At 65.0% G+C, this 23,505-nt stretch carries 22 protein-coding genes; 17 read left to right on the top strand and 5 right to left on the bottom strand.

What is annotated here, in order from left to right:
• Window positions 1-14: 14 nt before the first annotated feature.
• A complete protein-coding gene (locus tag ACQPY0_RS34365; protein ID WP_432970051.1) occupies window positions 15-533 on the top strand; it encodes a pyridoxamine 5'-phosphate oxidase family protein in 519 nt (172 codons plus the stop codon).
• Between the two features lie 958 nt (window positions 534-1,491).
• Here ACQPY0_RS34365 and ACQPY0_RS34360 read toward each other — a convergent pair.
• Window positions 1,492-2,757 carry a flavin-containing monooxygenase gene (locus tag ACQPY0_RS34360; RefSeq protein ID WP_432970048.1) on the bottom strand — a complete coding sequence of 422 codons (1,266 nt, stop codon included), beginning with the start codon at window positions 2,755-2,757 and terminating at the stop codon, window positions 1,492-1,494.
• Window positions 2,758-2,963: 206 nt separating this feature from the next.
• On the opposite strand from ACQPY0_RS34360, the gene ACQPY0_RS34355 reads away from it, so the two are divergent.
• The 7 genes from ACQPY0_RS34355 (at window position 2,964) to ACQPY0_RS34325 (ending at window position 7,567) form a co-directional block, all read left to right on the top strand.
• On the top strand, window positions 2,964-3,398 hold the full coding sequence (locus ACQPY0_RS34355; RefSeq protein ID WP_432970045.1) for a RidA family protein: 435 nt from the start codon (window positions 2,964-2,966) through the stop codon (window positions 3,396-3,398).
• Window positions 3,395-4,063: a DUF1028 domain-containing protein gene (locus ACQPY0_RS34350; protein ID WP_432970042.1), complete on the top strand. Its 669-nt coding sequence runs from the start codon at window positions 3,395-3,397 to the stop codon at window positions 4,061-4,063. The genes ACQPY0_RS34355 and ACQPY0_RS34350 overlap by 4 nt, the downstream gene beginning before the upstream one ends.
• A gap of 4 nt (window positions 4,064-4,067) precedes the next feature.
• Window positions 4,068-5,207: a M20 family metallopeptidase gene (locus tag ACQPY0_RS34345; protein ID WP_432970039.1), complete on the top strand. Its 1,140-nt coding sequence runs from the start codon at window positions 4,068-4,070 to the stop codon at window positions 5,205-5,207.
• Window positions 5,204-5,467, top strand: a complete 264-nt coding sequence (locus ACQPY0_RS34340) for a hypothetical protein (protein WP_432970036.1) — start codon at window positions 5,204-5,206, stop codon at window positions 5,465-5,467. Before ACQPY0_RS34345 ends, ACQPY0_RS34340 begins: the two co-directional genes overlap by 4 nt.
• Window positions 5,468-5,644: 177 nt before the next feature.
• Window positions 5,645-5,788 (top strand): hypothetical protein, encoded by a 144-nt coding sequence (locus ACQPY0_RS34335; RefSeq protein WP_432970033.1) that lies wholly within the window; start codon window positions 5,645-5,647, stop codon window positions 5,786-5,788.
• A gap of 266 nt (window positions 5,789-6,054) precedes the next feature.
• Window positions 6,055-7,137 (top strand): LysR family transcriptional regulator, encoded by a 1,083-nt coding sequence (locus ACQPY0_RS34330; protein WP_432970030.1) that lies wholly within the window; start codon window positions 6,055-6,057, stop codon window positions 7,135-7,137.
• A 253-nt stretch (window positions 7,138-7,390) separates the two neighbouring features.
• Window positions 7,391-7,567, top strand: a complete 177-nt coding sequence (locus tag ACQPY0_RS34325; RefSeq protein WP_432970027.1) for a hypothetical protein — start codon at window positions 7,391-7,393, stop codon at window positions 7,565-7,567.
• 241 nt (window positions 7,568-7,808) lie between these two features.
• On the opposite strand, the gene ACQPY0_RS34320 is transcribed toward ACQPY0_RS34325, so the two are convergent.
• A complete protein-coding gene (locus ACQPY0_RS34320; protein ID WP_432970025.1) occupies window positions 7,809-8,141 on the bottom strand; it encodes a carboxymuconolactone decarboxylase family protein in 333 nt (110 codons plus the stop codon).
• A 1,417-nt stretch (window positions 8,142-9,558) separates the two neighbouring features.
• On the opposite strand from ACQPY0_RS34320, the gene ACQPY0_RS34315 reads away from it, so the two are divergent.
• The 9 genes from ACQPY0_RS34315 (at window position 9,559) to ACQPY0_RS34275 (ending at window position 20,665) form a co-directional block, all read left to right on the top strand.
• The gene (locus tag ACQPY0_RS34315) at window positions 9,559-10,464 is read left to right on the top strand and encodes an amidohydrolase family protein (RefSeq protein WP_432970022.1); all 906 of its coding nucleotides are present in this window, start codon (window positions 9,559-9,561) and stop codon (window positions 10,462-10,464) included.
• Between the two features lie 96 nt (window positions 10,465-10,560).
• Complete coding sequence (locus ACQPY0_RS34310) at window positions 10,561-12,753, top strand: acetate--CoA ligase family protein (RefSeq protein ID WP_432970019.1); 2,193 nt, start codon at window positions 10,561-10,563, stop codon at window positions 12,751-12,753.
• A gap of 221 nt (window positions 12,754-12,974) precedes the next feature.
• The gene (locus ACQPY0_RS34305; RefSeq protein WP_432970016.1) at window positions 12,975-14,021 is read left to right on the top strand and encodes an ABC transporter substrate-binding protein; all 1,047 of its coding nucleotides are present in this window, start codon (window positions 12,975-12,977) and stop codon (window positions 14,019-14,021) included.
• Window positions 14,022-14,117: 96 nt separating this feature from the next.
• Entirely contained in the window at window positions 14,118-14,936 is an 819-nt protein-coding gene (locus ACQPY0_RS34300; protein ID WP_432970013.1) for an ABC transporter ATP-binding protein, read from the top strand.
• Window positions 14,933-15,796 carry an ABC transporter permease gene (locus ACQPY0_RS34295; RefSeq protein ID WP_432970010.1) on the top strand — a complete coding sequence of 288 codons (864 nt, stop codon included), beginning with the start codon at window positions 14,933-14,935 and terminating at the stop codon, window positions 15,794-15,796. The genes ACQPY0_RS34300 and ACQPY0_RS34295 overlap by 4 nt, the downstream gene beginning before the upstream one ends.
• A gap of 635 nt (window positions 15,797-16,431) precedes the next feature.
• Window positions 16,432-16,584, top strand: coding sequence for a hypothetical protein (locus tag ACQPY0_RS34290; protein WP_432970007.1), 153 nt, complete (start codon window positions 16,432-16,434; stop codon window positions 16,582-16,584).
• Between the two features lie 38 nt (window positions 16,585-16,622).
• The gene (locus tag ACQPY0_RS34285; protein ID WP_432970004.1) at window positions 16,623-17,123 is read left to right on the top strand and encodes a pyridoxamine 5'-phosphate oxidase family protein; all 501 of its coding nucleotides are present in this window, start codon (window positions 16,623-16,625) and stop codon (window positions 17,121-17,123) included.
• Between the two features lie 1,038 nt (window positions 17,124-18,161).
• Window positions 18,162-19,439, top strand: coding sequence for a CynX/NimT family MFS transporter (locus tag ACQPY0_RS34280; RefSeq protein ID WP_432970001.1), 1,278 nt, complete (start codon window positions 18,162-18,164; stop codon window positions 19,437-19,439).
• A 290-nt stretch (window positions 19,440-19,729) separates the two neighbouring features.
• Window positions 19,730-20,665 carry a LysR substrate-binding domain-containing protein gene (locus tag ACQPY0_RS34275; RefSeq protein WP_432969998.1) on the top strand — a complete coding sequence of 312 codons (936 nt, stop codon included), beginning with the start codon at window positions 19,730-19,732 and terminating at the stop codon, window positions 20,663-20,665.
• 52 nt (window positions 20,666-20,717) lie between these two features.
• On the opposite strand, the gene ACQPY0_RS34270 is transcribed toward ACQPY0_RS34275, so the two are convergent.
• From ACQPY0_RS34270 to ACQPY0_RS34260, 3 genes are all read right to left on the bottom strand, one after another.
• Window positions 20,718-21,695 carry a zinc-binding dehydrogenase gene (locus tag ACQPY0_RS34270; RefSeq protein ID WP_432995494.1) on the bottom strand — a complete coding sequence of 326 codons (978 nt, stop codon included), beginning with the start codon at window positions 21,693-21,695 and terminating at the stop codon, window positions 20,718-20,720.
• Between the two features lie 76 nt (window positions 21,696-21,771).
• The gene (locus tag ACQPY0_RS34265) at window positions 21,772-22,533 is read right to left on the bottom strand and encodes an enoyl-CoA hydratase-related protein (RefSeq protein WP_432969995.1); all 762 of its coding nucleotides are present in this window, start codon (window positions 22,531-22,533) and stop codon (window positions 21,772-21,774) included.
• Between the two features lie 48 nt (window positions 22,534-22,581).
• A complete protein-coding gene (locus ACQPY0_RS34260; protein ID WP_432969992.1) occupies window positions 22,582-22,827 on the bottom strand; it encodes a hypothetical protein in 246 nt (81 codons plus the stop codon).
• Window positions 22,828-23,505: the final 678 nt, after the last annotated feature.

Genomic DNA, 23,505 nt, shown 5'->3' with positions numbered 1-23,505 from the left:
GTCAGGAGATCCACATGACCGAGAAGCCGAAGCCCCGAGATCTGATCCGCATGTCGCACGACGAGGTGGACGCATTTATCAAGACTGGCCGTACTGCCCTCCTGGCGACCCAAGGACCCCGCGGCTGGCCGCACGTCGTGCCGATGTGGTTCGGCTACTTCGACGGAAACATCTGGTTTGAGGCCCACTCCAAGTCTCAGAAGGTCCTGAACGTCCGCCGCGACAACCGCGTCACCGTCACCCTGGAACGGGGAGACACCTACGATCAGTTGCGCGGCATCAGTATCGACGGCGAAGCCGAAATCGTCGACGATCCAGAGACGCTCTGGCGCATCGGAGTCTCCGAATGGGAGCGCTATCACGGGCCGTACCACGATGGCCTCCGATCCGAGATCGAGTCGATGCTTCACCGACGTGTCGGAATCCAGGTGAGGCCCATCAAGATTCGGTCCTGGGACCACCGCAAGCTGAACCTTCCAAGGTCCGAGGTTGCCGGCTCCACCGCCCCAGAAACTCATGAGGCGCGGTCTTAGTCGCTCACGTCCGTGGTCGCGTGCCTAGAGTGCGCACCAGCAACGACGCCTTGAAAGATCGGGATTGGAGCGCTCAGTCGGTCCGCCGGTGCGCTGGACGGCAGCCGGTGAACCAGAGACTGGGCGAGGACTGCGGCGTGCTGCAGCGTGAACGGAATCGAGGCAGATCGCTCTTGCCCAGAGCCGTCAGCAGCACGCCGACCACCGCAAACCCGGGAACTTCGAGACAGACTCAAGCGCCGCGACGCCACGTTGATCGGGCTCAACTGCATGGGATCGGTCAACCTCACGATCGCCGAGGCCTTTACGGAGGACACATCCCGGCGCGGATGCAGCCGGGATGTGTCTCCTTCATTGCCCAGAGTGGCGGAGCTGGCATCGCGTTCCTCAACATCGACTACGGCATCGGCGTCAACTGCATGGTGTCCTGGTGCTCTACCGGAACCACCTCCTACCAATCGACGTCGGCAAGACCCGCCTGCGCGCGGACCGGATCGCTACAGCGCTACCAGCCTCGGCCTGGCAATGCCGCTCGGCCGGTGCCGGGTCGAAAGGCCCCCGCTGGTACGACTGGGCCTGGCTCGGCGACGTCAGCACCGCACCGACCCCGGACGACAGCGGTCACCACAGCCTGCTGATCAGGCGCAACACCACCACCGGCGAACTGGCCTTCCACCGCTGCTGGACACCACAACCGGCCAGTCTCGCCCACCGCGTCGCGGTGGCCGGCAGCTGCTGGAGCATGGAAGAGGCGTTCCAGACCGCCAAACGCCAGGTCGGCCTCGACCAGCACCAGGTCCGCAGCCGGGATGGCACCGGTACACCACCCTCACTTGGCCGCCGGTGGCCAGCGGCTGCAGCCAGCCATCGACGGGCAGGAAGAGAACGGTCTCGCCCGTGCTGGTACGACCGGCACCGCTCGTCGTGGTGGAACGCGGTCCGTGTGGTCGGCTGTCGCTCATGCTGTCGGTGCCTCGTAGGTCAGGTAGCTGCGCTGGGTCGCGATGTGTCCCGCGATGTGCTTCGCATCGTGCCAGACACCCCAGATGAAGCTGGAGCCGCGCCGCGACAGCCACGGCAGGCCCACGAAGTAGACGCCCGGCTCGGAAGAGATGCCCCGCCGGTGCTGAGGCTTGCCGCTCTCGTCGAGCGCGCCGACCCGGAGCCAGCTGTAGTCGGTGGCGAAGCCGGTGGCCCAGACGATGGAGGTCAGGCCGGCCTCGGCGAGGTCGAGCGCGAGGACCGGGTCGGTGACGCAGGCGGGGTTGGGGCCGATCACCCGGGCGTCCGGCTCCTCGGGCAGGTCGAGCCCGTTGCGCTCCACCCAGGCGTCGGCCTGGTCGAGAAGGGCTAGGAGGTTGGCGTCGCCGGCGGCGATGTTCTGGGCGAGGTCGGACCGGAAGCGCAGTACGCCGTCGTCGTACGCGTCGGTCAGGCCGACGAGTTGGATGCCCTGGGCGGCGAGGGCGCGGAAGTCCACGGTGTGGCCCCCTCGGGCTCCGCTCACCGCGATGGTGACGTGCTCCGCGCCGGCGGCGGGCGTCTCTTGGTCCCACAGGCCGAGGACGCCCAGCCACCAGCAGAAGTCCCGGCCGCGGTAGCTCCGCGGCGGGCGGTCGTGCGGGCCGACCGAGAGGTAGACCTGGCGGCCGGAGCGCTGCAGCTCGTCGGCGATCTGTACGCCGGACGAGCCGGCGCCGACCACGAGGACCGCGCCCTGGGGCAGCTGGTCGGAGTTGCGGTAGCCGCTGGAGTGGATCTGCACCGGCACGGCGCCGTCGGGGACGATTGGCGGGATCACCGGCTTCTGGAAGGGGCCGGTCGCCGCGACCACGAAGCGGGCGTCCATGACGCCGTCGGAGGTCTCGACGCGGAACCCGGGGCGGCGCTCGTGCGGGGTCACCGAAGTGACCTCGACGCCCGTCCGGATCGGGGCGGCGATCTTCTTGGCGTACGCCTCGAAGTAGTTGGCGACCTGGTCCTTGGTCGCGAAGCCGTCTGGGGCGATGCCATGGAACTCCAGGCCGGGGAATCGGTCGTGCCACGCGGGACCGTTAGCGACCAGCGAATCCCAGCGCTCAGTACGCCAGCGCTCGGCGATCCGGCTGCGCTCCAGCACGAGGTGCGGCACGCCGTTGTTGCGGAGGTGCTCACTCATCGCCACACCAGCCTGACCGGCCCCGACGACGAGGACTTCCACCTCCTGCGGCTCCTGGTTCGACATTCCCGACCTCCACCCCCGAAACGGCAACACCGGTTGTCCGGGAGATCGTGCGCGCACCGCATTGGTCCTGTCCAACAGATCTTATTGGAGCAGTGGATCGTTTCTTCTGATATGCGAGGCGACCGACGCCTGCATCTATTTGATAGATGCGAGTCGTAAGAAACATCTATTGGACACATGTCGAACAGGGCTGGTGGACTTAGGGTATGAGCATCGTCATCGGCGGCCACACCCGGATCCGCCCGTTTAACACCCGGGACACCTACCCGGAGCAGAGCCTCGACAACGACCTGTGTCAGGCGGTCGTCGCCGGTAACACGGTCTACGTGCGCGGCCAGATCGGCCAGGACCTTGACACCAGCGAGTCGGTCGGCATCGGTGACGTCGAAGCCCAGACGGGGCGGGCGATGGCCAACATCAAGATGCTCCTGGAGGAGGCCGGTGCGCGGATGGAGCACCTGGTCAAGCTCACCATCTACATCGTCGACCTGCGCTACCGCGAGTCGGTCTACCGGACAATCGGCCGTTGGACCAACGGTGTGTACCCGATCTCGACCGGCCTCGTCGTGTCCGCTCTCGCCCGCCCCGAGTGGCTGGTCGAGGTCGACGCGATCGCCGTGATTCCGCAGGGCGCGCAGTGACGTTCTCGGTCCTCGCCACCGACGGCAACGGCGCTGTCGGAATCGCCGTCACCTCGTCGAGTCCCGCTGTGGCCGCGCGGTGCATCCACCTGCGCCCGGGCGTCGGTGGCGCGTTGTCGCAGAACATCACCGACCCGCGACTCGGGACCGAGCTCCTCGACGCGCTCGAGAGCGGCCTCGACGCGACGGCCGCGCTCACGAAGGTCACCGAGGGTCGCGAGCTGATAGAGCACCGCCAGCTCACCGTCCTCGGCCTGGACGGCAGCGGCGCGGCATTTTCCGGCGCCGGCTCACTCGGCGTCCACCATCACGTCGTCCAGCCGCAGGTCGTCGCGGCCGGCAACCTGCTCGTCGACACCGCCGTCGTCGACGCCGTCGCTGCGGGCTTCGGGTCCGCGACCGGCGAGTTCGAGGAGCGTCTCTTGGCCGCGTTGGAGGCCGGTCTCGCAGCCGGCGGCGAGGCCGGCCCAGTCCGCTCGGCCGGCCTGTCGGTCGTCCGCGACGTCGCCTGGCGAGTCACCGACCTGCGCGTCGACTGGAGCGACGCTCCCATCGAGCAGCTCCGCGAGCTGCTTGAGGTCTGGCTCCCACAGCGCGACGACTACGTCACCCGCGGGCTCGACCCGACCGCCGCGCCGTCGTACGGCGTTCCCGGGGACGATTAACCCGATGGGCGCCAGTAGCCGGGACTCCGTGGCCCGCACCGTCGCCGCCGACGCTGAGCGGCTGATCCGGCTCTCCGAGCAGCTCCACGCCCACCCCGAGACTGGGTGGGAGGAGCACAACTCCTCCCGGTGGGTCGCGGAGGCGCTCGCCGAGACCGGCTTCGACGTCACGCAGGCGTACCTCGGCCTGGAGACGGCGTTCCTCGCGACCTACGGCAGCGGGCCCTTCCGGCTCGGCCTCTGCGCGGAGTACGACGCGCTGCCGGGCCTCGGCCATGCCTGCGGGCACAACCTGATCTCCGCGATTACCGTCGGCGCCGCGCGGGCACTGGCCCCGCTGGCTGACGCCGCTGGGCTGATCATCGAGGTCTACGGGACGCCCGCCGAGGAGGGCGGTGGCGGCAAGATCGAGCTCCTGGAACGCGGTGCGTTCGCTGGCCTGGACTTGGCGATGATGGCACACCCTGCGCCCGTGGACGTCGCTGAGGCCGAGCCGTTCGCGGTGTCGCACTCGCACGTGGAGTTCCAGGGCAAGGCCGCCCATGCCGCGGCGTACCCGGAGCAGGGCGTCAACGCCGCTGACGCGTTCACCGTCGCCCAGGTCGCGATCGGCCTGCTCCGCCAGCAGTTGCCGCCGACAGTTCGCGTCCACGGCGTGATGACCAACGCGGGAGAGGCGCCCAACGCCATCCCCGCGCGCACCGAGGGCCGCTGGTATGTCCGCGCCGAGTCGCTCGCCCAGCTCACCGAGACCGAGGACCGAGTCTGGAAGTGTTTCCAGGCCGGTGCCGTCGCGACCGGGTGCGAGCTCGAGATCACGCCCGAGAGCAAACCGTACGCCGAGTTCCGCATTTTCCAGCCCGCGCTCGACGCCTACGTCCGCAATGCCACCGAGCTCGGCCGGGTATTCGATCAGGGCACGCCCGCGCGCCAGATGAACCGCGCCTCCACCGACATGGGCAACGTCTCACAGGTCGTGCCGGCCATCCACCCGTACGTCGGCATCGGCTCCCTGCCGGCGCTCAACCACCAGCCCGAGTTCGCCGCCCACTGCGTCGGCGGCGACGCGGAGAAGGCGCTCCTCGACGCTGCGACCGCCCTGGCCTGGACCGCACTCGACGTTGCCAGGAGCGCGTCCCGATGACCTTACTCCGGTGGGCAGCCACCGATTTCGTCGAAGCCCTCGGCGCGGTGAAGTTGGCGTCGGCGCGGCCCAATCACGAGCCCGGCCTGCTCGACGGCCGCCGGTTCGCGGCGTGTGCGGCCGTCGCCGAAGAGGTGCGCGCCGCCGCCCTCGACGACCAGTTCGTCGTCGACGTCATACGGGGCGGCACCGGCACCTCGACCAGCATGGACTCTGGTGTACTGCGCCAGAAACTCGTCGGTCAAGTCGTTGCGGCATGACGGGATGCCGAGCACCGGGCGTCCCATCGCTGCGTTGGTGTTGACTGATGAGGAGCGCGGCGTGTTGGTCCGCTGGTTACGGCGGGCGAAGACGGCGCAGGTCCTTGCGATGCGGGCGAGGACCGTCCTGGCGTGTGCCGAGGGCGCGTCGAACGCTGACGTGGCAAAGGTCTGGGCGTGCATTCGGACACGGTGGGCAAGTGGCGCAGGCGGTTTCTGGCCGTGCGGCTGGACGGGCTGATCGATGAGCAGCGGCCGGTGAGGCCGCCGTCGATCGCCCTGGACAGGGTTGACCAGGTTGTGGTCGCAACCTTGGAATAGACGCCGGGCAACGCCACGCACTGGTCGCACACGTCAATGGCAGAGCGGTCCGGACTGTCGAAGTCCACGATCGGCAGGATCTGGCGGGATTTCGGTCTCAGGCCGCACCTGGCGGACACGTACAAGCTGTCCACCGATCCGCAGTTCATCGAGAAGGTCGTCGACGAGGGCAAGCTCGCCACCGGCAACGCGGGAATCGCCACGCCGCTGCTCGGGTACGCGGGGGAGGCCGAGATTGTAAAGGCCGCGCGCTGGGGGCCTGGGACGTGCGCGAGTTCGCGCACGCCGGTGGCGTGGAGGCCGCGGAGCTGGACCGGCTGCTCCAGCCCACGCGGTTCGCGAACCTCGACGTCGCTGTTTGCGGCGTCGAGGGACCCGACAGCGCCGAAGGGCTGACCTGCGGCAGGATGGTCGTCATGGCGGATTTCGGCTTCACGCTCACACAGCTGCGCTACTTCGCCGCGGCTGCGGAGCTGGGCAGCATGACCGCCGCGTCCCGGCAGCTGATGGTCTCGCAGTCCGCGGTGTCGACCGCGATCGCGCAGCTGGAGAAGGCACTCGGCGTACAGCTGCTGCTGCGCCACCACGCCCGCGGCCTTACCCTCACCGCGGCGGGGGAGGCATTTCACCACGAGCTCCGCAGCTACCTGGTCCACACCAGCGAGCTGGCCGAGGTGGCCCGCTCGTCCGGCCAGGCACTCACCGGCGACCTCACGGTCGGCTGCTTCACCACGTTGGGGCCGTTCGAACTGCCGCGCCTGCTCGCCGCCTGCCAGGCCGACCACCCGGGCATCCGGGTCGCCGTCGTCGAGGACGAGCACGCCGCGCTCAAGCAGGCGCTTCGGTCGGGGCGCTGCGAGCTGGCGCTAATGTACGGCTATGACCTCGACGACGACATCGAGCACGTCCGGGTCGGGGTCGCGCCGCCCTACGTCCTCGTTCCGCGCACCCACCGGCTCGCGTGCCGGAAGAAGGTCGCCCTGCAGGAGTTGGCCGACGAGCCGATGGTCCTGCTGGACCTCCCGCACAGCCGGCAGTACCTCGAACGGCTCGTCGAGTCGCTGGGCGTCCGACCCGCGGTGCGGCACCGGACGTCGGGGTTCGAGACCGTTCGTGCGATGGTCGCCAACGGCCAGGGCTGGTCTGTCCTCAACCAGCGCCCCGCCAGTGACACGACCTACGACGGCGCCGAGGTCGTCACGCTGGAGATCGCCGACCGGGTCGACCCTCTCGAGGTGGTCATAGCCTCGATGATGGACGTGCGGCTGACCGCCCGCGCCCAGGCGTTCGTCAGGTCTGCGGTCGGCACCCGCCGGCGGACCAGGAATGAACAGTCTGCGAGTCGGTAGGGTCGGGCGCACGCGGTTCTCCTCGTGACGTGGGGCCAGGAATTGGGGGATAGGTGCTCATGGATGAGGCAAGAAGGTGGTTCCACCCGGAGTTCCGCGATGGTGCGGTCCGCATCGTGCGTGAGACCGGCAAGTCGATCGCTCAGGTTGCGCGTGATCGGAAGATCAACGACTCGGACCGCCCGGAGCCGATTTGCAAGGTGCCGCTGCTGCGCTGCCACGCTATTCCTTCCCTCCTCGGCCGGCCTGTGAGTTGCGGTCACTTGTCGAAGCGATCGGCACGCGCCGTTGCCACGGCCGCCGCGGCGGCATGCGCGGCCGCGCCCACATCGCCGCCGACTTCAACTTCCTCGCCGCCGCCACCAACCTGGCACGGCTAGCCATTCTCGGCCTGACCCACACCAACGGCTGGACCCTCCACTCGGCCTGACACGGCAGCCAGCGGCGCAACCGGCACCCTTGCGACACCAGTGCAAGCCCCGCAACGCCCTACCCACTAACGGATCAGGCTCCAAGCCGCTCCTCACACCACCAACCCCAACCACCATCAAACAGCAACGGTGGTTGATCGGAAACGCTGATCAACCACCGCTAAACCAGTCACCTAGCAAGTGCGTGGGTGGCCCGGTTCTTCTCAAGCGGCTGATGCGGCCGCGTGGTGACGGTGTCCTTCAGTTCGCGAATACCTGCTTGGCGACCACCATGGCGCTCATAGCCCTGGGCCAACCTGCGTAAAAGGCGAGGTGGGTCAGGGCCTCGACGATCTCCTCCTGGGTACAGCCGTTTTCCTGGGCCAGTCCGATGTGGTAGACAAGTTGGTCCGTGCTGCCGTTCGTCGCCAGGCAGGCCACCGTCACAAGGCTGCGGTCACGAGGTGAAAGCTCCGGCCGCTTCCACACCTCGCCGAACAGTACGTCGTCGGTAAAGTGGACAAGGCCAGGCGCCAAGTCACCGAAGTGTTTTGCGGCGCCCGAGGGCTTCTTTTCGGGGTTCTGATCGGTCATGTCCCGACTTCCTTCTGCTCGGGTTACATCGTGTCATCGGTAAGGCACTCGGTGGGAAGGGATCTCGGTCGCGACCCGGCAAGCGCAAGGGCAAGGCGCGCGCTTGCTGTCCGGTGCGCACCCTGTCGGGTCAAGGAGGCCGAGAGAATCAGCGGGCTGCTGATAGAAGCCTCGACCTGGGCGATCCAGTTCGTGCTCCGCGCCAATGCGGCCAGTTGACCTGGTGACCTTCGACGGTTACGAGGGGCGTTCCTGCGCGCTCCCATGGCTGGCCAGCGGCACGCCTTCGGGTCCTTCTCGTACGTGACAAGGTTCTCCTCACCGAGCTTCTGGGGTGGAGATCGCGAAAGCTCCGCGATTGTCTGATGATATGGATGAATGCCGATGTTGTATTGGCGCGGCCGACTCGGCACGTCGAAGGTGCGGTTGTCGTGTTGCGGTTTCGCCAGGCGATGTAGCGGTGGATCATGCTGGCTTGCTTGGCGTGGGTCTGGTGGTCGGTGTCGTCGAGGGTGAAGTACCGCAGGGCGGTGGCCTGTGCCTCGATGTGGTTCGGCCAGGAGCAATTCGTTGGTGTGTAGGCGTTCTCGACGTTGTTGGCCGCTGCCCAGTTCCCGCCGGAGGTGTCCACCCGGGTGGTCAAGTGCGGGCTGAAGTTTGTCATAGTCGATCGCGATCCGCACGTCCGTTGGGTACAGCGAGCGCAGGTATCAGCAGAACTGGAGGAACTGTGCTCGCTTCTTGCGCTGTTTGACATGCACGTACATGGCGTGGCGTCCCAGATCCAGGGCGGCGAACAGATGTCGCACACTGTGCGGGCGGGTGTAGGTGGCCCGGCGGCAAGGTCTCGGGTCACGGTCGGGGTCCTTTGCCGGCCGCCTCGTTGGGCCACTCCCGGCCGGGGTGTGGTTGCAGGTTCAGCGGCCCGAACTCGTCCATGGTGAACACGTGGCCACGCACTGCCCCGTCCCGCCCGGGGCTACCGGGTCGGCATCGGTCGCTCTGACGTTCTGGCCGCGGCGCTGCGCCGGGCGACCGAGTTCCGCCGCTTCGCCGCCGAGGACGTGCGAGCGGTTCTCGCCGCCGGCCTGGCCGCACCGACCCTGGGACCACTCGGCACCAACCTCGACGGCTCATTGCCGGTAGCGCACACGGTGAGCCCAGCTCAAGGTCGGTTGCCGAGCGTCATCCATCGTGTCGATCAGCGACGGTTCGCCAATCAAAATCGCGACGCGTCAACTCGGCGCAGAGCTAGGTCGCCAGGCCCATCAGTTTTTCTGATCGTTGAGTTCACTAATTTCGGCTTTCCTTGTGGACATGACCTGTGTCACTCTTTCCAACACCACCCGGTAAGTGACGCCTAGCCGGCGCACTCGCCACCATTTCGGCCACTAAGCAGAGTGCAGGAGAACTGACCGTGAAGGTTGTGGATTGCGAGTTCGATCTTCCGCCCGATGAGACGGGGAATGCGCGGCACGCGACGATGTCGTCGCAGATCGAGGGACAGAAGAACGAGATGCGGGTGGCCAAGCGCCTGCCAATGCGTGAGGGCTACGGGTTTGCGAATTACGCGCACGTCTTCGGGTCGCAGACGAAGGAACGGCCGGCTACCGGGGTGTCCATGAGCGACTACCTCGCCACCGCGCGCAAGGCGGGTGTCGTCGCAGGAGTGACGCGGGGGCTCACGAACGAGCAGACGTGCGAAATCGTTCGTGAAGGCGAAGGTGCCCTCATCGGTTTGGCGTACATACACCCCCTCGACGGAATGGCTGGCGTCTTCGAATTCGAGCGTCTGATTCGTGACGGAGGGCTCGGTGGTCTCGCGGTTTCGTCTGTCTACAGCGGCCTTCCGGCCACACACTCGCTCTACTACCCGCTGTACGCCAAGTGCGTCGAGCTCAAGGTCCCCGTCCGGATCTATTCCGCCATGAGCTATGCCAATGACCGCGCATACGACCTGGGACACCCGCGCCACATCGATCGCGTCGCGATCGACTTCCCGGAGTTGCGCATCGTTGCTGGCCTCGGCGGATGGCCTTGGGCTGATGAGATGGCCGCGCTCTTGCGCCGACACCCAAACCTGTACGCGGACACCTCCGCCCATCGACCGCGTCACATCGGCAAGCCGAACTCGGGTTGGGATCGATTCCTGCACTACGGCAACACGATCAACCAGGAGAAGATCATGGTCGGCCTGTCCAGGCAGTTGATGGGTCAGCCGTTCGAAACGCTTATCGACGAGTACGGCACGCTCCCCCTCAAGGAAAGTGTCCTCTCGAAGTGGCTCTACCAAAACGCGGCCGAGTTCTACCGCATTAGCTGAACTTCGTCGTGGGTATCAGCGTCACGCGCCGGCGCGACGAATCAACAATTCGTCAGGACACAGGAGTGATTCAGAACATTGTTCTCCCCAAATAAGATGGCGCTGATCGGCGCTTCTCCCCGATCCAGATTCAGTCAGCGGGTCATCCGGACCAGCACACGGTTCGGGGTTATGTCCGATGTCGTCCTGGTGAACCCGCGCGGCGGAGAGATAGACGGGCATCCGGTGGCGCGCAGCATCAGTGAAGTGAACGAAACGATCGACGCTGCCGTGTTGGCGGTTCCCAACGCGGCTACTTCAGCCGTGATCGACGAATGCCTGGACGTGGGCGTGTCGCACTTTGTCGTGCACTCCTCCTGGTTCGAGCGTCGGGACCACCCCCGGACTGTGGAGATGCGGGAGAGGCTGAACAGCCGCGGCGCGACCCTGATCGGCCCGAACTGCATGGGATGGGTGAACCTTAACGATCGTCGCTGCCTCTACGGGGGCCACATCCCGGCCAGTATCCGGCCTGGAGGTGTCTCCCTTGTCGCGCAGAGCGGTGGCGCGGCCATCGCATTCCTAAACTCTGCGTACGGCACCGGCGTCGATTGCATGATTTCGACAGGGAACGAGATGGTGACCACGCTAGAAGACTGTCTTGCGGTGCTCATCGATCGTCTCGAGACCACGACTATCGCGCTCTTCATCGAAGAGTTGCGCCAACCCGACCGGTTCGTTGAGCTGGCGCGCCGGGCCGCCGACGTCGGCAAACCAATCGTCGCCCTGAAGTCAGGCAAGTCCTCGGTAGGCAGCAAGGTGAGTCAGGGGCACACGGGGGCTCTTACCGGCGAGGCGCGGGCGTACTCCGCGGCATTCCGAGCGGCCGGCGTCATGGAGGCGAACACGTTCGAGGAGATGTTCGCCCTTCTGGCGCTGGCCGAGGGTACCCAGACTCGCCACGCGAAGGGCGGACGCACGATCATCTTCGGCATCTCCGGCGGCGAGCTAAGCCACGTAGCCGATCTGGCCGAAGCCGCAGATGTCGTATCTGCCGACCTGGACGAGACAACCGCGAAGGACATCGCGAACGTACTGGGCCTCGCGGGCGGCAACACCCCAATCGGCGTAATCGATGTCGGAGCGGGGATGCCTGCCGGAGGCCACGACTTCGCTGTGCAGTTCAACGATGTCATGCGGGTCATCGAGAACGACGCCAACGTCGACCTCGTTGTCCTGTCGAGCAACCTCGCATCGACGTTCGACCCCGAGCAGATTGGGGTCTACCGAGAGATGTACGAAGCTGCCGCGAACGTCATGGGCTCGTACCTCAAGCCCGCGGTCGTGCTCTCCCCACCAGCCGCGCCAGTCCATGAGGACGTGCTGAGCCGTTTGACAGAACACGGCATCCCGGCACTGCGAAGTGCTCCAGACGCACTGCGCGCGCTTGCGAAGTACCGCCGAGGGGCAGACTCCGCGTCAGCTCACCGTGGTGGAAACCCGTCGCGCCCCGAAAACCCGGAGCGCGGGACGTGGGTCCGGGACGCTCTCCGCGAGGGCGTTGACCTCGGCGAGTTCGAGCTCAAGAACCTGCTCGAGGCTTACGGTATCCAACGACCCCGCGAAGTACTAGTGTCTACGCCAGCGCAGGCGGTCGAGGCGGCCGATCGCATCGGTTACCCAGTGGTGGCGAAACTTCATGCCGCTGGCGTTCTGCACAAGACCGAGCTCGGTGGCGTGAAGCTGGGCCTTCACTCCACCACTGCCGTTAGCGAGGCGGCTAGCTCGATCCTGTCGAGGGCGATGGAGCAAGTTCCGGATGCTGAGTGCCAACTCCTCATCGCCGAGCAGGTTGGTGGGGTGCGCGAGCTGATCGTGGGCGCGAAGCTCGACCGTGGCTTCGGGCCGATGGTTCTCGTCGGGGCCGGCGGTGTTGACGCCGAAGCGATGAACACCTTCGACGTCGCCCTCGCGCCGCGCACGTTCGATGAGGCGATGCATATCGTGTGCACCAGCGCCATCGCTCGGCTGATCCTCCATCGCGGTTCGGGAGACATCGAGTCGCTCAGGGGGCTCGCGGAGGTGGTCCTGGGGCTCGCCGAGATCCTGAACGACTCTGACGGAGGCATTGAAGAGATCGAGATCAACCCTCTCCTGATGCGTTCTGACGAGTCCGCACGCTTCTGCGCGCTAGACGCCGCAGCAGTCCTCCGATCTTCACGGTCAATGCAGACGGAACTTGCGTCGAACCGGGATCAGGTCATCGCCGCTCGCGACCAGAGAGGAGGCGCGGCCAACAACGACCTCTGAAACCGTTGGCGCGAAGAGAACCTCGGTGACTCATCCGACACGATCGGCCGGCCTAAGCCCGGGACCGGATGGCAGCTGATCGCGATGCCTTCGTCACCGAAGCGCCGGAACGAACAGGTGGATCTCAGTCGGTCCGAACGAATAGGTGGATATCAGCTAGTCGGAACGAATAGGTGGGTTTTCAGTTGATTGGATCTCGAAGAGGTGTCGGTCGCCTGTTAGTGCTGGTGACCGCGACGGCGCTGCTCCTCGCCGCCTGCGGGGAGTCCCCAGGCAACTCAAAGACAGAGGTGATCATTGGTGCTGGATCTACGACCTTCACGGTCGCTAATGCGCCCTACACTACGCTGCCTCAGGCACTGGGCTTCTGGAAGGACGAGGGTCTCGATGTAAAGGTCAACGGATTTCAGGACGGCGGCACCGCGGTTCAGGCCGTGGTCAGCGGCAAGGCCAACATCGCGTTCCCCTCACTCGGAACGATCTCCCGGGCTTCTGAAAAGGGCGCAAAGCTCAAGGCCTTTTACAACCAGTACAACAACGGGTTCGTTCCTGAGGTGCCTGAGGGCAGCAATATCCAGAGGCTGGCTGACTTCGAAGGCAAGACCGTGGGCGTCATCGGACTGGACTCGAGCGGCACCCTCATGCTGCGAGGTGCGATGACTGCCGAGGGGTCGGATCCCGGTAAGGTAAAATGGGTCGCTGTTGGTGATGCGGCGACAGCATACACCTTTCTTCAACAGGGCCGGATCGATGCAGCGGCGCTCTACGACTCGGCATACGGCGAGATCGAGTTCCGCGGTATCAAGCTTCGCCCGATCGGTCCGGAGTGGTTCAAGCGTCTCTCGCTCCAGCAGGTTGGTGTTTCCAGCGAAGACTACTTCAAGAAGCACCAGGACGAGATCGTTCGAGTGCTGCGAGGAATCGCGAAGGCCACGATCTTCGCGGAGGAGAACCCCGAGGCTGCGATCCGGATTCACTGGAAGATTGTTCCAGCAAGCAAGCCGGTGGGCGTCAGCGATGAAGCCGCAATGGACCAGGCCAAGCGCGTACTCGCGGCGCGAAACGCCCTCACCGCAAAGGACAACGGTCAGCTGGGTGGCGCGTCGGAAGAGCAACTGAAGGCAGTTGACGACTTCATGAAGAAAGCCGGCATCGTGCCGGCGAGTTTCGACCTGGCGGCCCTTTACGACAACTCCTTGTTCAAGGAAGTCAACAACTTCGACGCGGAGAAGATCCGCGAAAAGGCCCGTAACTACAAGGTCGAATAACCAGTAGCAGGCCCCACCGATGGGGAGGTGCCCGCGCTTCATCCCCCGCTGAAGCTGCGAGCACCTTCCCGAGCTTATCAAGGAGAACTCCCTCAAATGCCGCTCCGTACGTCAACTCAGGGCAAGAACACAGACCCTGTTGGGAAGCAATTGCACGACACGCTGACCGCCGATTCGATCACGAAGCGGTTCGGGAAGGACCCGGAGTTCGTCGCGCTTCAGGACGTGTCCATTCGACTAGCCAAGGGCGAATTCGTCAGTATTCTCGGTCCGTCCGGGTGCGGAAAGACGACCCTGCTTCGCATCTGCGCCGGACTCGCGACTCCCACGGAAGGCGCGCTCCTGCACGACGGCGTGGAAGGTCCCGCCACGCGCAAGAGTTTCGGCATGGTGTTCCAGCAGCCTGGCCTGCTGCCGTGGCACAACGTCCTGGCAAATGTCGAGTTGGGCGCCCGCCTGCTTCGGCTGGACCGTCAGCGTGCACGTCGCCGCGCACAGGAACTGCTGGAAATGGTCGGGCTAAGCGACGCGCAGGCGAAGTTCCCGAGCGAGCTATCCGGAGGCATGCAGCAGCGGGTTGCCATCGCGCGGGCCCTGCTTCACGACCCCGCTCTCCTCTTCATGGACGAGCCCTTTGGCGCACTTGATGCGCTGACCCGGGAGCACATGAACAGCGAACTTCAGACGATCCACATGCGTGAGGGCAAGTCGGTCCTCCTCGTGACCCACAGCATCCGCGAGGCGGTCTTCCTGTCAGACCGCATCTACGTCATGAGTAGTTCGCCCGGGCGAATCATCGAGGAGATTAACGTCGATATCCCACGTCCCCGCACCAACGACTCCGACGCAGCCCCAGAACTTGCGCGGCTCGAGGAGCACCTGCGCGGGCTGCTGGTGGAAGGTGGTTCCCAGTGAGTGCCTCGTTGCAGAGCGCCGCAAACCGGCGGTTAACGCCGCGCAACACCCCTGCGGTTCGCGCCAAGCGTGCAAAGGGAGGCCGGGTCCGCGGGCTCGTGAATTACTGGCCCGCAGCCGCACTGTCTATCCTGCTCCTGGTAGGCGTGCAGGTCGCTGTCGACCGTAGTTGGGTCTCAGACCTCATTCTGCCTCGACCGACTGACGTCTGGGAGTCACTGAAGATCGGCTTCTCCTCCGGGCTGTACCTCGAGCAAGGTCGCTCGACACTGACCGCGATGCTCGGTGGGTTCATCTGCGCGACAATCGCCGCGCTGACGCTCGCAGGCCTTATGACCAGTTCACAGTTCATCGACAGGCTCGTCATGCCGTACATCGTCGGGCTGCAGAGCATGCCGAAGATCGCGCTGGCCCCCCTCCTAATCATCTGGCTGGGCTTCGGCATGAGCGCCAAGATCGCAATCGTTGGGCTCCTCGCGTTTTTCCCAATCATCGTGAACGCGCTCGAAGGTATGAAGGTTCGCGATCGTGTGCACTACGAGCTGTTCGTTTCCTTCGGCGCATCGCGGTGGGACGTCTTCTGGCACCTGCGCTTGCCGAGCGCGATGCCGTCCATCTTCGCCGGACTGCGTGTCGGGATGGTGCTCTCGCTGCTGGCCACCGTTGTTGCTGAGCTCGTGGGTGCGCAGAGCGGCCTCGGGTACATCATGCTTCTCGAGAAGGCCAACCTGAACATCCCCGGGGTTTTTGCAATCCTGGCCATCATGCTGGTCATGGGTCTGGCCCTGAACGCGTGCATGACGCTGCTGGAACGCCGCCTGACGTTCTGGGCGCAGGACGTCTCCAAGATTGACTTCTAACATCGGGGCGCGCGCAGCCGCCGAACGCGCTAGACGGGTTTGCCTACTACTGCCGCACGTATCGGACATTGGATGGCCGCTACGTCTATCACCCTGATCGAACCGAAGTTCAGGCAGGCGTTCTGCCCGGCTTGTCGGCCTCGACGACACGCTCCCGCCTGACGACGATCGGCTAGCGGATCAGGCCTGGCACACGGTCTTGACTGAACTCGAGCTCGGGAGATCTTTGAGCCGCACGACGGTTTGCTGCAGCCGGCCCGTACGCCACAGTTCTGCCGAAGCGGCGCAAGCAATTCCTCGCCCGCGCCGAATGCGGGACAGCATTCGCGAGCTGTCCTGGCTGGAGCCGAGTCGTTGTTTCAATACTGAAATGATGTGGCGCGTTGTTCATGTCGAGAACCGTCCACCCGAAGGCGGAGCTTGTCTGTCCGCTGTGGAGCGTCAGAAGTTGTTGTCGTGGTCTCGTCGGGTGAGGGCGGTGCAGGCTCTCGCGCTGCGGGCCAGGATCGTGCCAGCGTTTGCGGAGGTACGAAGGACGAGGACGTGGCCGCGTCGTTGGGTGTCTGGTCGCAGGCGGTGAAGAGGTGGCGGGCCAGGTTCGTGCGGGATCGGTTGAAGGGTTCGTCGGATGAGCCTTGTCCGGGCGCAGCCCGGAAGATCCCGAGCAGCAAATTGAAGCTGTGATCACCAAGACCCTCAAAGGGCGCCGACCGACAGCGACACCCTTCGTTTGGGTCAAGATGCCCGACGAGATCCTCGACGACATCGCCAACTACTGCACGACTTAATCAACTCATCAACGACTCAGAACACTAGGAGGTGCCCGGTGGGCATCAACCAGCGCGCCCAGGTCCAGATGACCGAGATGGAGATCGCTTCGTATGTGGAGGGCAAACGCACTGCCACATTGGTGACGATTGGCAAGGACGGTCATCCGCACGCGGTGGCGATGTGGTTCGCCGTCCTGGATGGCGTGATCTGGTTCGAGACCAAGGCAAAGTCGCAGAAGGCGGTCAACATCGGCCGTGACCCCCGGGTGACCGTGCTGCTGGAGGACGGCCTGACCTACGACAGGCTGCGCGGCGTCTCGTTCGAGGGCACTGCGGCGATCGTCAACGACCCGGACGCGCTTTGGGCGGTCGGCGTCAGCGCCTGGGAGCGCTACAACGGGCCATACACCGAGGAGGCGAGACCGCGGGTCGAGGCCATGCTTCACAAGCGAGTCGCTGTGCGGGTGGACGTCGCGCGCACCCGAAGCTGGGACCACCGCAAGCTCGGCCTGGGACCCGTCCCGCTTGCCGGAACCACCGCGCAGCTGGACGCCTAACACTCCAGCCGCACTTCCAGAAGGCCGAGTCTTCGCTGGTAGCGGCTTGCCTTCGCGCGGTACTGGTGTCGGCGGCGCCACTGTGGTCATCGATCGATATGATCAAGGGGGTCGGATGATGGTGATCAGGTGTGCCAGGAGATGTCGGACGTCGCCGAGGGTGAGGCGGACGAGGCCGTCCCGCTCTGGTGCATCGCCCCCTTTTCGACGGTGGCGGCGGTAACGGCGAGGAACGCGTGGGCAACCATAACGAGGCAGGCGTCGTAGTGACGGACCTGGTAGTGATCAGGGCGACAGGAGGTCGCACAGCTCCGAGTGGACGCGCAGGTAGGAGGCCGCCTATGGCGGTTGCGTGATTCTGGCGTGTGTTCGACGCCTGTCTCCGCCTCGACGTGCGTCGCGGGTAACTGGTGGTTGAGCGTCGGCCGCAGGGCCATCGAGTACGAAATCTCGTCCACGATGGACAGTCGCGCCGTCCCGGCAAGCCGGACGGTGCATCAACCTGCCTGTTCCTGCCAGCGGGCTCACCATTTGAGCGCCGGCAGGAAGACCGGCGGTTCACCTTCACACCAGCCTATCGCGGCTGCTTGAGCTGGATGCTCGTAGTCGGCCGGGACCTCCGGCATCGCCCATCCTGGCCGGTCATCAGTCGATGACTAAACCCGCCCAGCCGTTCCCGAGTGCCGTCGCAGGCGGTGTTGATCAGATGCCGGCGGATGGTGGCGGCACGGGCGCTGCCGTGGCGTCGTCCGGCAAGGATGCCTGCGGCGCGGATGAGGTCGTGGGCGATGGCGATGCAGGTTAGCCAGGCGTAATTGGCGTTGCAATCCGAAAGTGCTCGAGCTGACGCAGGGTGGCGCGGACATCAATTCCTCTGATGACAGTGATGCATAAGTTCGACTGTACATGTAGGGGTGGTCGAGAGAGAGTCGATTCACCGCGCTGAGCTCGAGAACGAGTGGCTGGCGAGGCAAGTCAGCCCAGTAATGTGCCCGAGGCGGCTCTGGTTCCGCGAACGAGGAGACATAGCGAACGCCAATGAGTGTCAGCCGAACCGATACGGATGCGCCGCCTGGAACAACGCGGGGCGCCCGGGTGCGCCGATCGCCAGCGATCTCGTGGGGATTGATCGCGGCGATCGTCATCGCGGCCTCGAACCTCCGGCCGGCGCTCACTAGTGTCGGAGCGCTGCTTCCCGAGATATCGGACTCCAGCGCTCTGACTCACGCTTGGGCCGGCGTCCTGGGAACCTTGCCGTTGCTCACCTTCGCGGCCGTATCCCCGGCCGTCGGCCGCCTCTCGCGGCGCCTAGGCGACGCTCGACTGATGGTGCTCGCCATGTCGGCGTTGGCGTTCGGCACGCTTATCCGCTCGTCAGGTGCACTGTGGGGCCTGTTCGTGGGAACACTGGTTCTGTCGGCAGGAATCGCCGTGGGTAACGTGCTGTTGCCGGCCATCATCCGACACCGAGTGGCTGTGGAGGCGATACCGCACGTCAGTGCCATATACGTGACCATCTTGGGCCTATTCGCAGCTGTTTCACCAGCGATCGCGGTACCACTCGCGCATTGGCTGCCCGGAGGGTGGCGACCGGCCCTGGCGTGGGCACTCATTGTCTGCTTGGTCGCTATCGCAGTGTGGTTGCCCATGCTACGGGCCGAGCGAGACGAGCGCCTTAGCCGCGCTCGTGCTGAGCCACTGTCTGATGGACTTGATGTTTCTGCCGCCCCTCGTATTGAACTCTGGCGTTCTTCGCTGGCGTGGCAAGTCAGTCTGTTCATGGGGATGCAGTCGCTGGCCTTCTATAGCATCGTTGCGTGGTTGCCGACCATCCTCCGCGCTGATGGCGTCACCAGTACGACCGCGGGCTGGGCCTTATTCGTCTATCAGATCGTGTCCACCGCCTCGAGCATGGTTGTTCCCGTTCTGACGCCGCGGCCCATTCGCAGTCAGGGCGCAATCGCTGTGGCTGCTGCGTTGCTTGTTTCATCCGGCTTCTTGATGCTGGTTGTGTTGCCCGACTGGTACCAGTGCGCGTGCGTACTGATGGGGGCTGGAGGAGGTGCCTGCCTAGTCCTGGCATTGGCCTTCCAGAGTCAGCGAGCCCGGAACCGTGTCGAGGCGGTCGCGCTGGCTGGAATGGCACAGTCGGTTGGGTACCTGATTGCCGCTACAGGGCCGTTCACGCTCGGAGTCCTGCAGGGGTTTACCGGCACCTGGGCCGTGCCACTCCTCATGTTGTCTAGCCTGTCGCTGATCATGGCTGGGATTGCAGCCTGCGCTAGCCGGGACAAGCACATTCCGCTTCGAGGCTGAAACGAGGTCCAGCGCGCCAGCGAACTGCTCCTAGAGCGGTTGTTGAGACCGTACGCTCGCGTGGGTGTCCACTGTGGTCGGTGCGCGATCGCAAACATCGTCCACCCGATCCGCCGCCGGCCGGCCTGGTCAACGCCGTTGAACTCATCTGTGATGTACCAGGCGGCAGGCACGCGAGGGGCTCCCGGCGCTCCGGACTTACGGGAGGTCCAGCGACGGGCCAGCTCTTGCTTGCGGCGCGTCGCTACCTATAGGGTCGAACCTTACGAACACTGCCATCAGGAGATCTGATGTCGCCGTCACCGACCGTACGACAGCTCGAGTACTTCATAACGACTGTCCAGTTTGAGAGCGTGACTCGGGCGGCCGCGGCACTGCTCGTTTCGCAGTCCGCTTTGTCGATGGCCCTGTCCGAGCTCGAGAAGAACCTCGGAGTACAGTTGCTCATTCGGCATTCGAGGGGGGTGTCGCTGACTCCGGTCGGGGAACACATCCTTGGCGAGTCCCGTCGCCTTGTCGCGGCCATCGAGGATCTCAAGACCTCCGCCTTGGGATTTCAGAACGTCTTGGCTGGATCACTGAATATCGGTTGCTTCCGGTCGATCTCGCCGATCCTCTTGCCCCGCGTCATCAGCACTTTCGCGAAGAACCATCCCGACGTCACGATCAATTTGGTGGAAGGCGGCTTCAAGGAACTCGTCGAGCAACTACACGCTGGGCTTATCGAGATCGCCGTCCTCTACGACTACGAGAGCCGTTCGGCAGAAGGTTCGGCAGATCTAATTCGGCATCGGATCGGTTCAGCTGCCCCGCATATCGAGTTGCGTGCCGACCATCCGCTCGCGAATCGCGAAGGTCTGGCCTTGGCTGACCTCGCCGAGGAGCCGTTGATCCTGCTCACCCAGGTGCGAGGCGAGTCGTACTTTCGCTCCCTCTTCGAGGCCGCAGGGATTGAACCGAACATTCGCTATCAGACGACCAACTTGGAACTCGTCAGGGCTCTCGTCGCACGCGGACTTGGCTACACGGTTCTGATCCAGCGGGCGCCGATCAGCCTCAGCTCAGAAGGCCTTCCCATCGTCACGCAGGAACTAACGGACACCTTTGATCCGATCGCAATTACGGCCATCACTCTCGGAACCTCGCCGCCAACTGCTCGAACCCGCGCGTTCATTGCGATCTCGCGCGAACTCTGGCAGGGCGACGCCATGCGACTCGATCCTTGAGTGGCTTCCTTCTATCGACTCGGGTCGGACAGTGGCGTTTTGAGACTTTGTCTCAAGGCTTTAGAACGTACTTGCCGACCGCGCGACGCGCGGCAATCAGCTTGAGTACCTGACCGGCGTCGACGAGTGGGGCCACCGACGGTGTCGGAGGATGCAGGTCGCCAACGGCGATGCGAGCAAATACGTCTTCCAACAGGCGCACATTTCCGACCACGCCTCCCACCTCGCGGGACCAGTCTCCCCAGTCGATACCGACGACAGATCGGTTCCGAAGCAACACGACATTCGTCGGAAGCCTCGGGATCTTGCCCGACGCGAAGCCGACCACGCAGTACCGGCCACCAGTCGCGAGTGCGCGCAGCGCACTCTCTGCGGCCGCACCCCCGACCGGGTCGATCACCACATCGGCGCCGCCCCCTGTCGCCTGCCGGATCTGGTCCTTGAGGTTGTCGTAGCCGATGGCCGCGCTCGCGCCAGCCTTGAGGGCCACCGCTCGCTTCTCCTCCGTCGACGCGACCGCTGTGACGCTCGCCCCCAAGCCGCGTGCAATGTCGACCGCAGCGAGGCCGATTCCACCGCCAGCGCCGAGAACGACGACCTGCTCACCCGGGGTGATCGACACGCGGTGAGTAGTGCCGAACGTGAGCGTCAGGTAGCTCTCCATGCTCGCAGCGGCGAGTTCCGTTGCGATGCCGTCCGGTACGACGGCCACCGCGTACGCAGCCACGACCACATGTGAGGAGTACGCGCCGCCGATGCCGTCCAGGACGGTCGCCACACGTTGGCCCATCAAAGCTGTATCCACTCCAGCCCCAACTGCCACAACCACGCCGACGAGGCAGTTGCCCGGCGTGAAAGGCAGCGGAGGCTTCACCTGATAGGCGCCCCGGACGATCAGGCCATCGACGAAACTGACGCCCGCGGCCTCAGTCTCGATGAGGACCTCGCCGGGTCCGGCTTCAGGCGTTGGCTCCTCAACGAATTGTAGGAGCTCCGGGTCGCCGAACTGGGTGCAGATCATCCGTCGCATCACGGATCGGTCCTTTCGTCGGCCGCACGTTCCGTTGGCGATCGTGCGGGATGGGGTCACGGCAATGGTGCCGTTGCTAGCGGCCTCGCCACCGCGGCGACCGCTTCTCCAGAAAAGCTGCGACACCTTCCTGGTGGTCCTCGGAGGCAAGGATCGAGTCCAGCGCCTGATCGGTTCGCAGCCAACCGACGTCCTCGGCGGTCGCGATAACGTCGTTCATCGCCGTGAGGCTCGCAGAAACAGCGAACGGCGAGTTCTCACAGACGCGTTCAGCCAACTCGATGGCGCCGTTCTGAGCCTCGCCGTCATCGACGATCTCATTCACCAGACCGAGCTCGTAGGCCCGCCTTGCGGTCAACGGTTTGCCGGTCAGCACCAGCTGCTTGGCAACCATGAGGGGCAAGGACTGCCAAGTTCGGAAGAGGCCCCCACAGGTCGGAATGACGCCGCGGGCGACTTCGGGGAGGCCGAATCGCGCCGACCGTCCGGCCACCACCATGTCACACGACATGACCAGTTCGAAGCCCCCACCGAACGCAATACCCTCGACTGCCGCGATCAGCGGCGTTCGACGGCGCCGCTTGATGAGACCGTACGGCCCTCCTCGCTCCGTCGGATCTCCGGCCCCGCTAGCGAGGTCGGTGCCGGCCGAGAAGGCGCCTTCCCCCCCGACAAGTACGCCGCACCACAGATCCACGTCGTCATCGAGGTGGTTCAACGCCTCGTCCAATGCAGCGGTCATCAAGGGGTCGACGGCGTTGCGCTTGCTCTCCCGGCACATGCGGATGATCAGCACCGGTCCTCTGCGCTCGACGGAAACCCGCTGCTCGTTGCCCACAGCACCCTGGTCAGTCATATCTCTTGCCTGGTCCATTCAGTCAATCGTTCACTGTAGATATCTCTGGCCGTTCTGCTCGCATTGCTCGATGGCCTGGAAGGAACCGCTGATCCGGACCCCAAACTGGCGGTCGGGCCAGATGTTGCCGGGACGTCTGGCGTTTGCCGTGATCACCACGCCGTTGGCCAAACGCTCCCGCAACGACGGTAGGAACGCCACAAGGTTCGGACCCGCCCGATGTGGTCGCCGCCCGAGCGGGTTCTGGGACGCCAACTCGGCGAAGGTTGCGGTCACCTTCGGTGAGGTCAGTGAGCGTCAATCCGGGCGGCGCACGCAGACCACAGAGACGCCGGATGGGGCAACCTCGACGAATATCCAGCGACGGACGCGTGGACGACCGCTACACCCTCAGCTACGAAGAGCCCGGATTCTCGGCACGGCGCAACTACTGGACCTCGGAACCAACGATGGCCTTCGCGTCGCCACGATGTTCTTCAGTGCCGCGCCCTGTGCTGGCGACGAAATCGACGTAAGCGCCCCCTGGGCCGATCGCTCGTCAAACGGGCGCCTCCACCGTCACCGACATGGGTTTCCGGACAGGCCGCGGATCCCGCCTGTCGGTTCCGTGAAACCGGTGCCGATTCAGCGCTGGAGCGGCCGGACGGAGCAGCCAACGCTCACCAGGACCTGCTCGGCCGGACGTGACTTCACACCCAGGGAACCCCACGAGCTTACGGACGTCGTCTTCACTTTAGTCAGGAATGGTGGGGTATACGTGCACCACGTGCGGGCCGGGCCGGCTGCCGGTGCCAGCGAGCGTCGCCACAGCCGTGAACCGCTGCCCTTGCGCACGAGTTTCGCCGCAACAGCGTTGCCGATGCCACCGCGCTCACGTGCCACCGGTGTCCGAGAGATGTAAGTCAGTCCAGCGCGACGCCTGCGTCCGTGGCGTCGCGCTGGACTGTCGCGAGC

It is taken from the genome of Dactylosporangium sp. CA-233914, from assembly GCF_050942935.1.
In the GTDB taxonomy this organism is placed as follows: domain Bacteria; phylum Actinomycetota; class Actinomycetes; order Mycobacteriales; family Micromonosporaceae; genus Dactylosporangium.
Note: the sequence above shows the minus strand (reverse complement) of the source record. Positions and strands in the feature narration are given on the sequence as shown.

Coding starts and splice junctions, on each gene's coding strand:
- ACQPY0_RS34365 (WP_432970051.1), top strand. CDS start 15: ATGACCGAGAAGCCGAAGCCCCGAGATCTGATCCGCATGTCGCACGAC.
- ACQPY0_RS34360 (WP_432970048.1), bottom strand. CDS start 2,757: ATGTCGAACCAGGAGCCGCAGGAGGTGGAAGTCCTCGTCGTCGGGGCC.
- ACQPY0_RS34355 (WP_432970045.1), top strand. CDS start 2,964: ATGAGCATCGTCATCGGCGGCCACACCCGGATCCGCCCGTTTAACACC.
- ACQPY0_RS34345 (WP_432970039.1), top strand. CDS start 4,068: ATGGGCGCCAGTAGCCGGGACTCCGTGGCCCGCACCGTCGCCGCCGAC.
- ACQPY0_RS34340 (WP_432970036.1), top strand. CDS start 5,204: ATGACCTTACTCCGGTGGGCAGCCACCGATTTCGTCGAAGCCCTCGGC.
- ACQPY0_RS34320 (WP_432970025.1), bottom strand. CDS start 8,141: ATGACCGATCAGAACCCCGAAAAGAAGCCCTCGGGCGCCGCAAAACAC.
- ACQPY0_RS34310 (WP_432970019.1), top strand. CDS start 10,561: ATGGCGCTGATCGGCGCTTCTCCCCGATCCAGATTCAGTCAGCGGGTC.
- ACQPY0_RS34300 (WP_432970013.1), top strand. CDS start 14,118: ATGCCGCTCCGTACGTCAACTCAGGGCAAGAACACAGACCCTGTTGGG.
- ACQPY0_RS34280 (WP_432970001.1), top strand. CDS start 18,162: ATGAGTGTCAGCCGAACCGATACGGATGCGCCGCCTGGAACAACGCGG.
- ACQPY0_RS34275 (WP_432969998.1), top strand. CDS start 19,730: ATGTCGCCGTCACCGACCGTACGACAGCTCGAGTACTTCATAACGACT.
- ACQPY0_RS34270 (WP_432995494.1), bottom strand. CDS start 21,695: ATGCGACGGATGATCTGCACCCAGTTCGGCGACCCGGAGCTCCTACAA.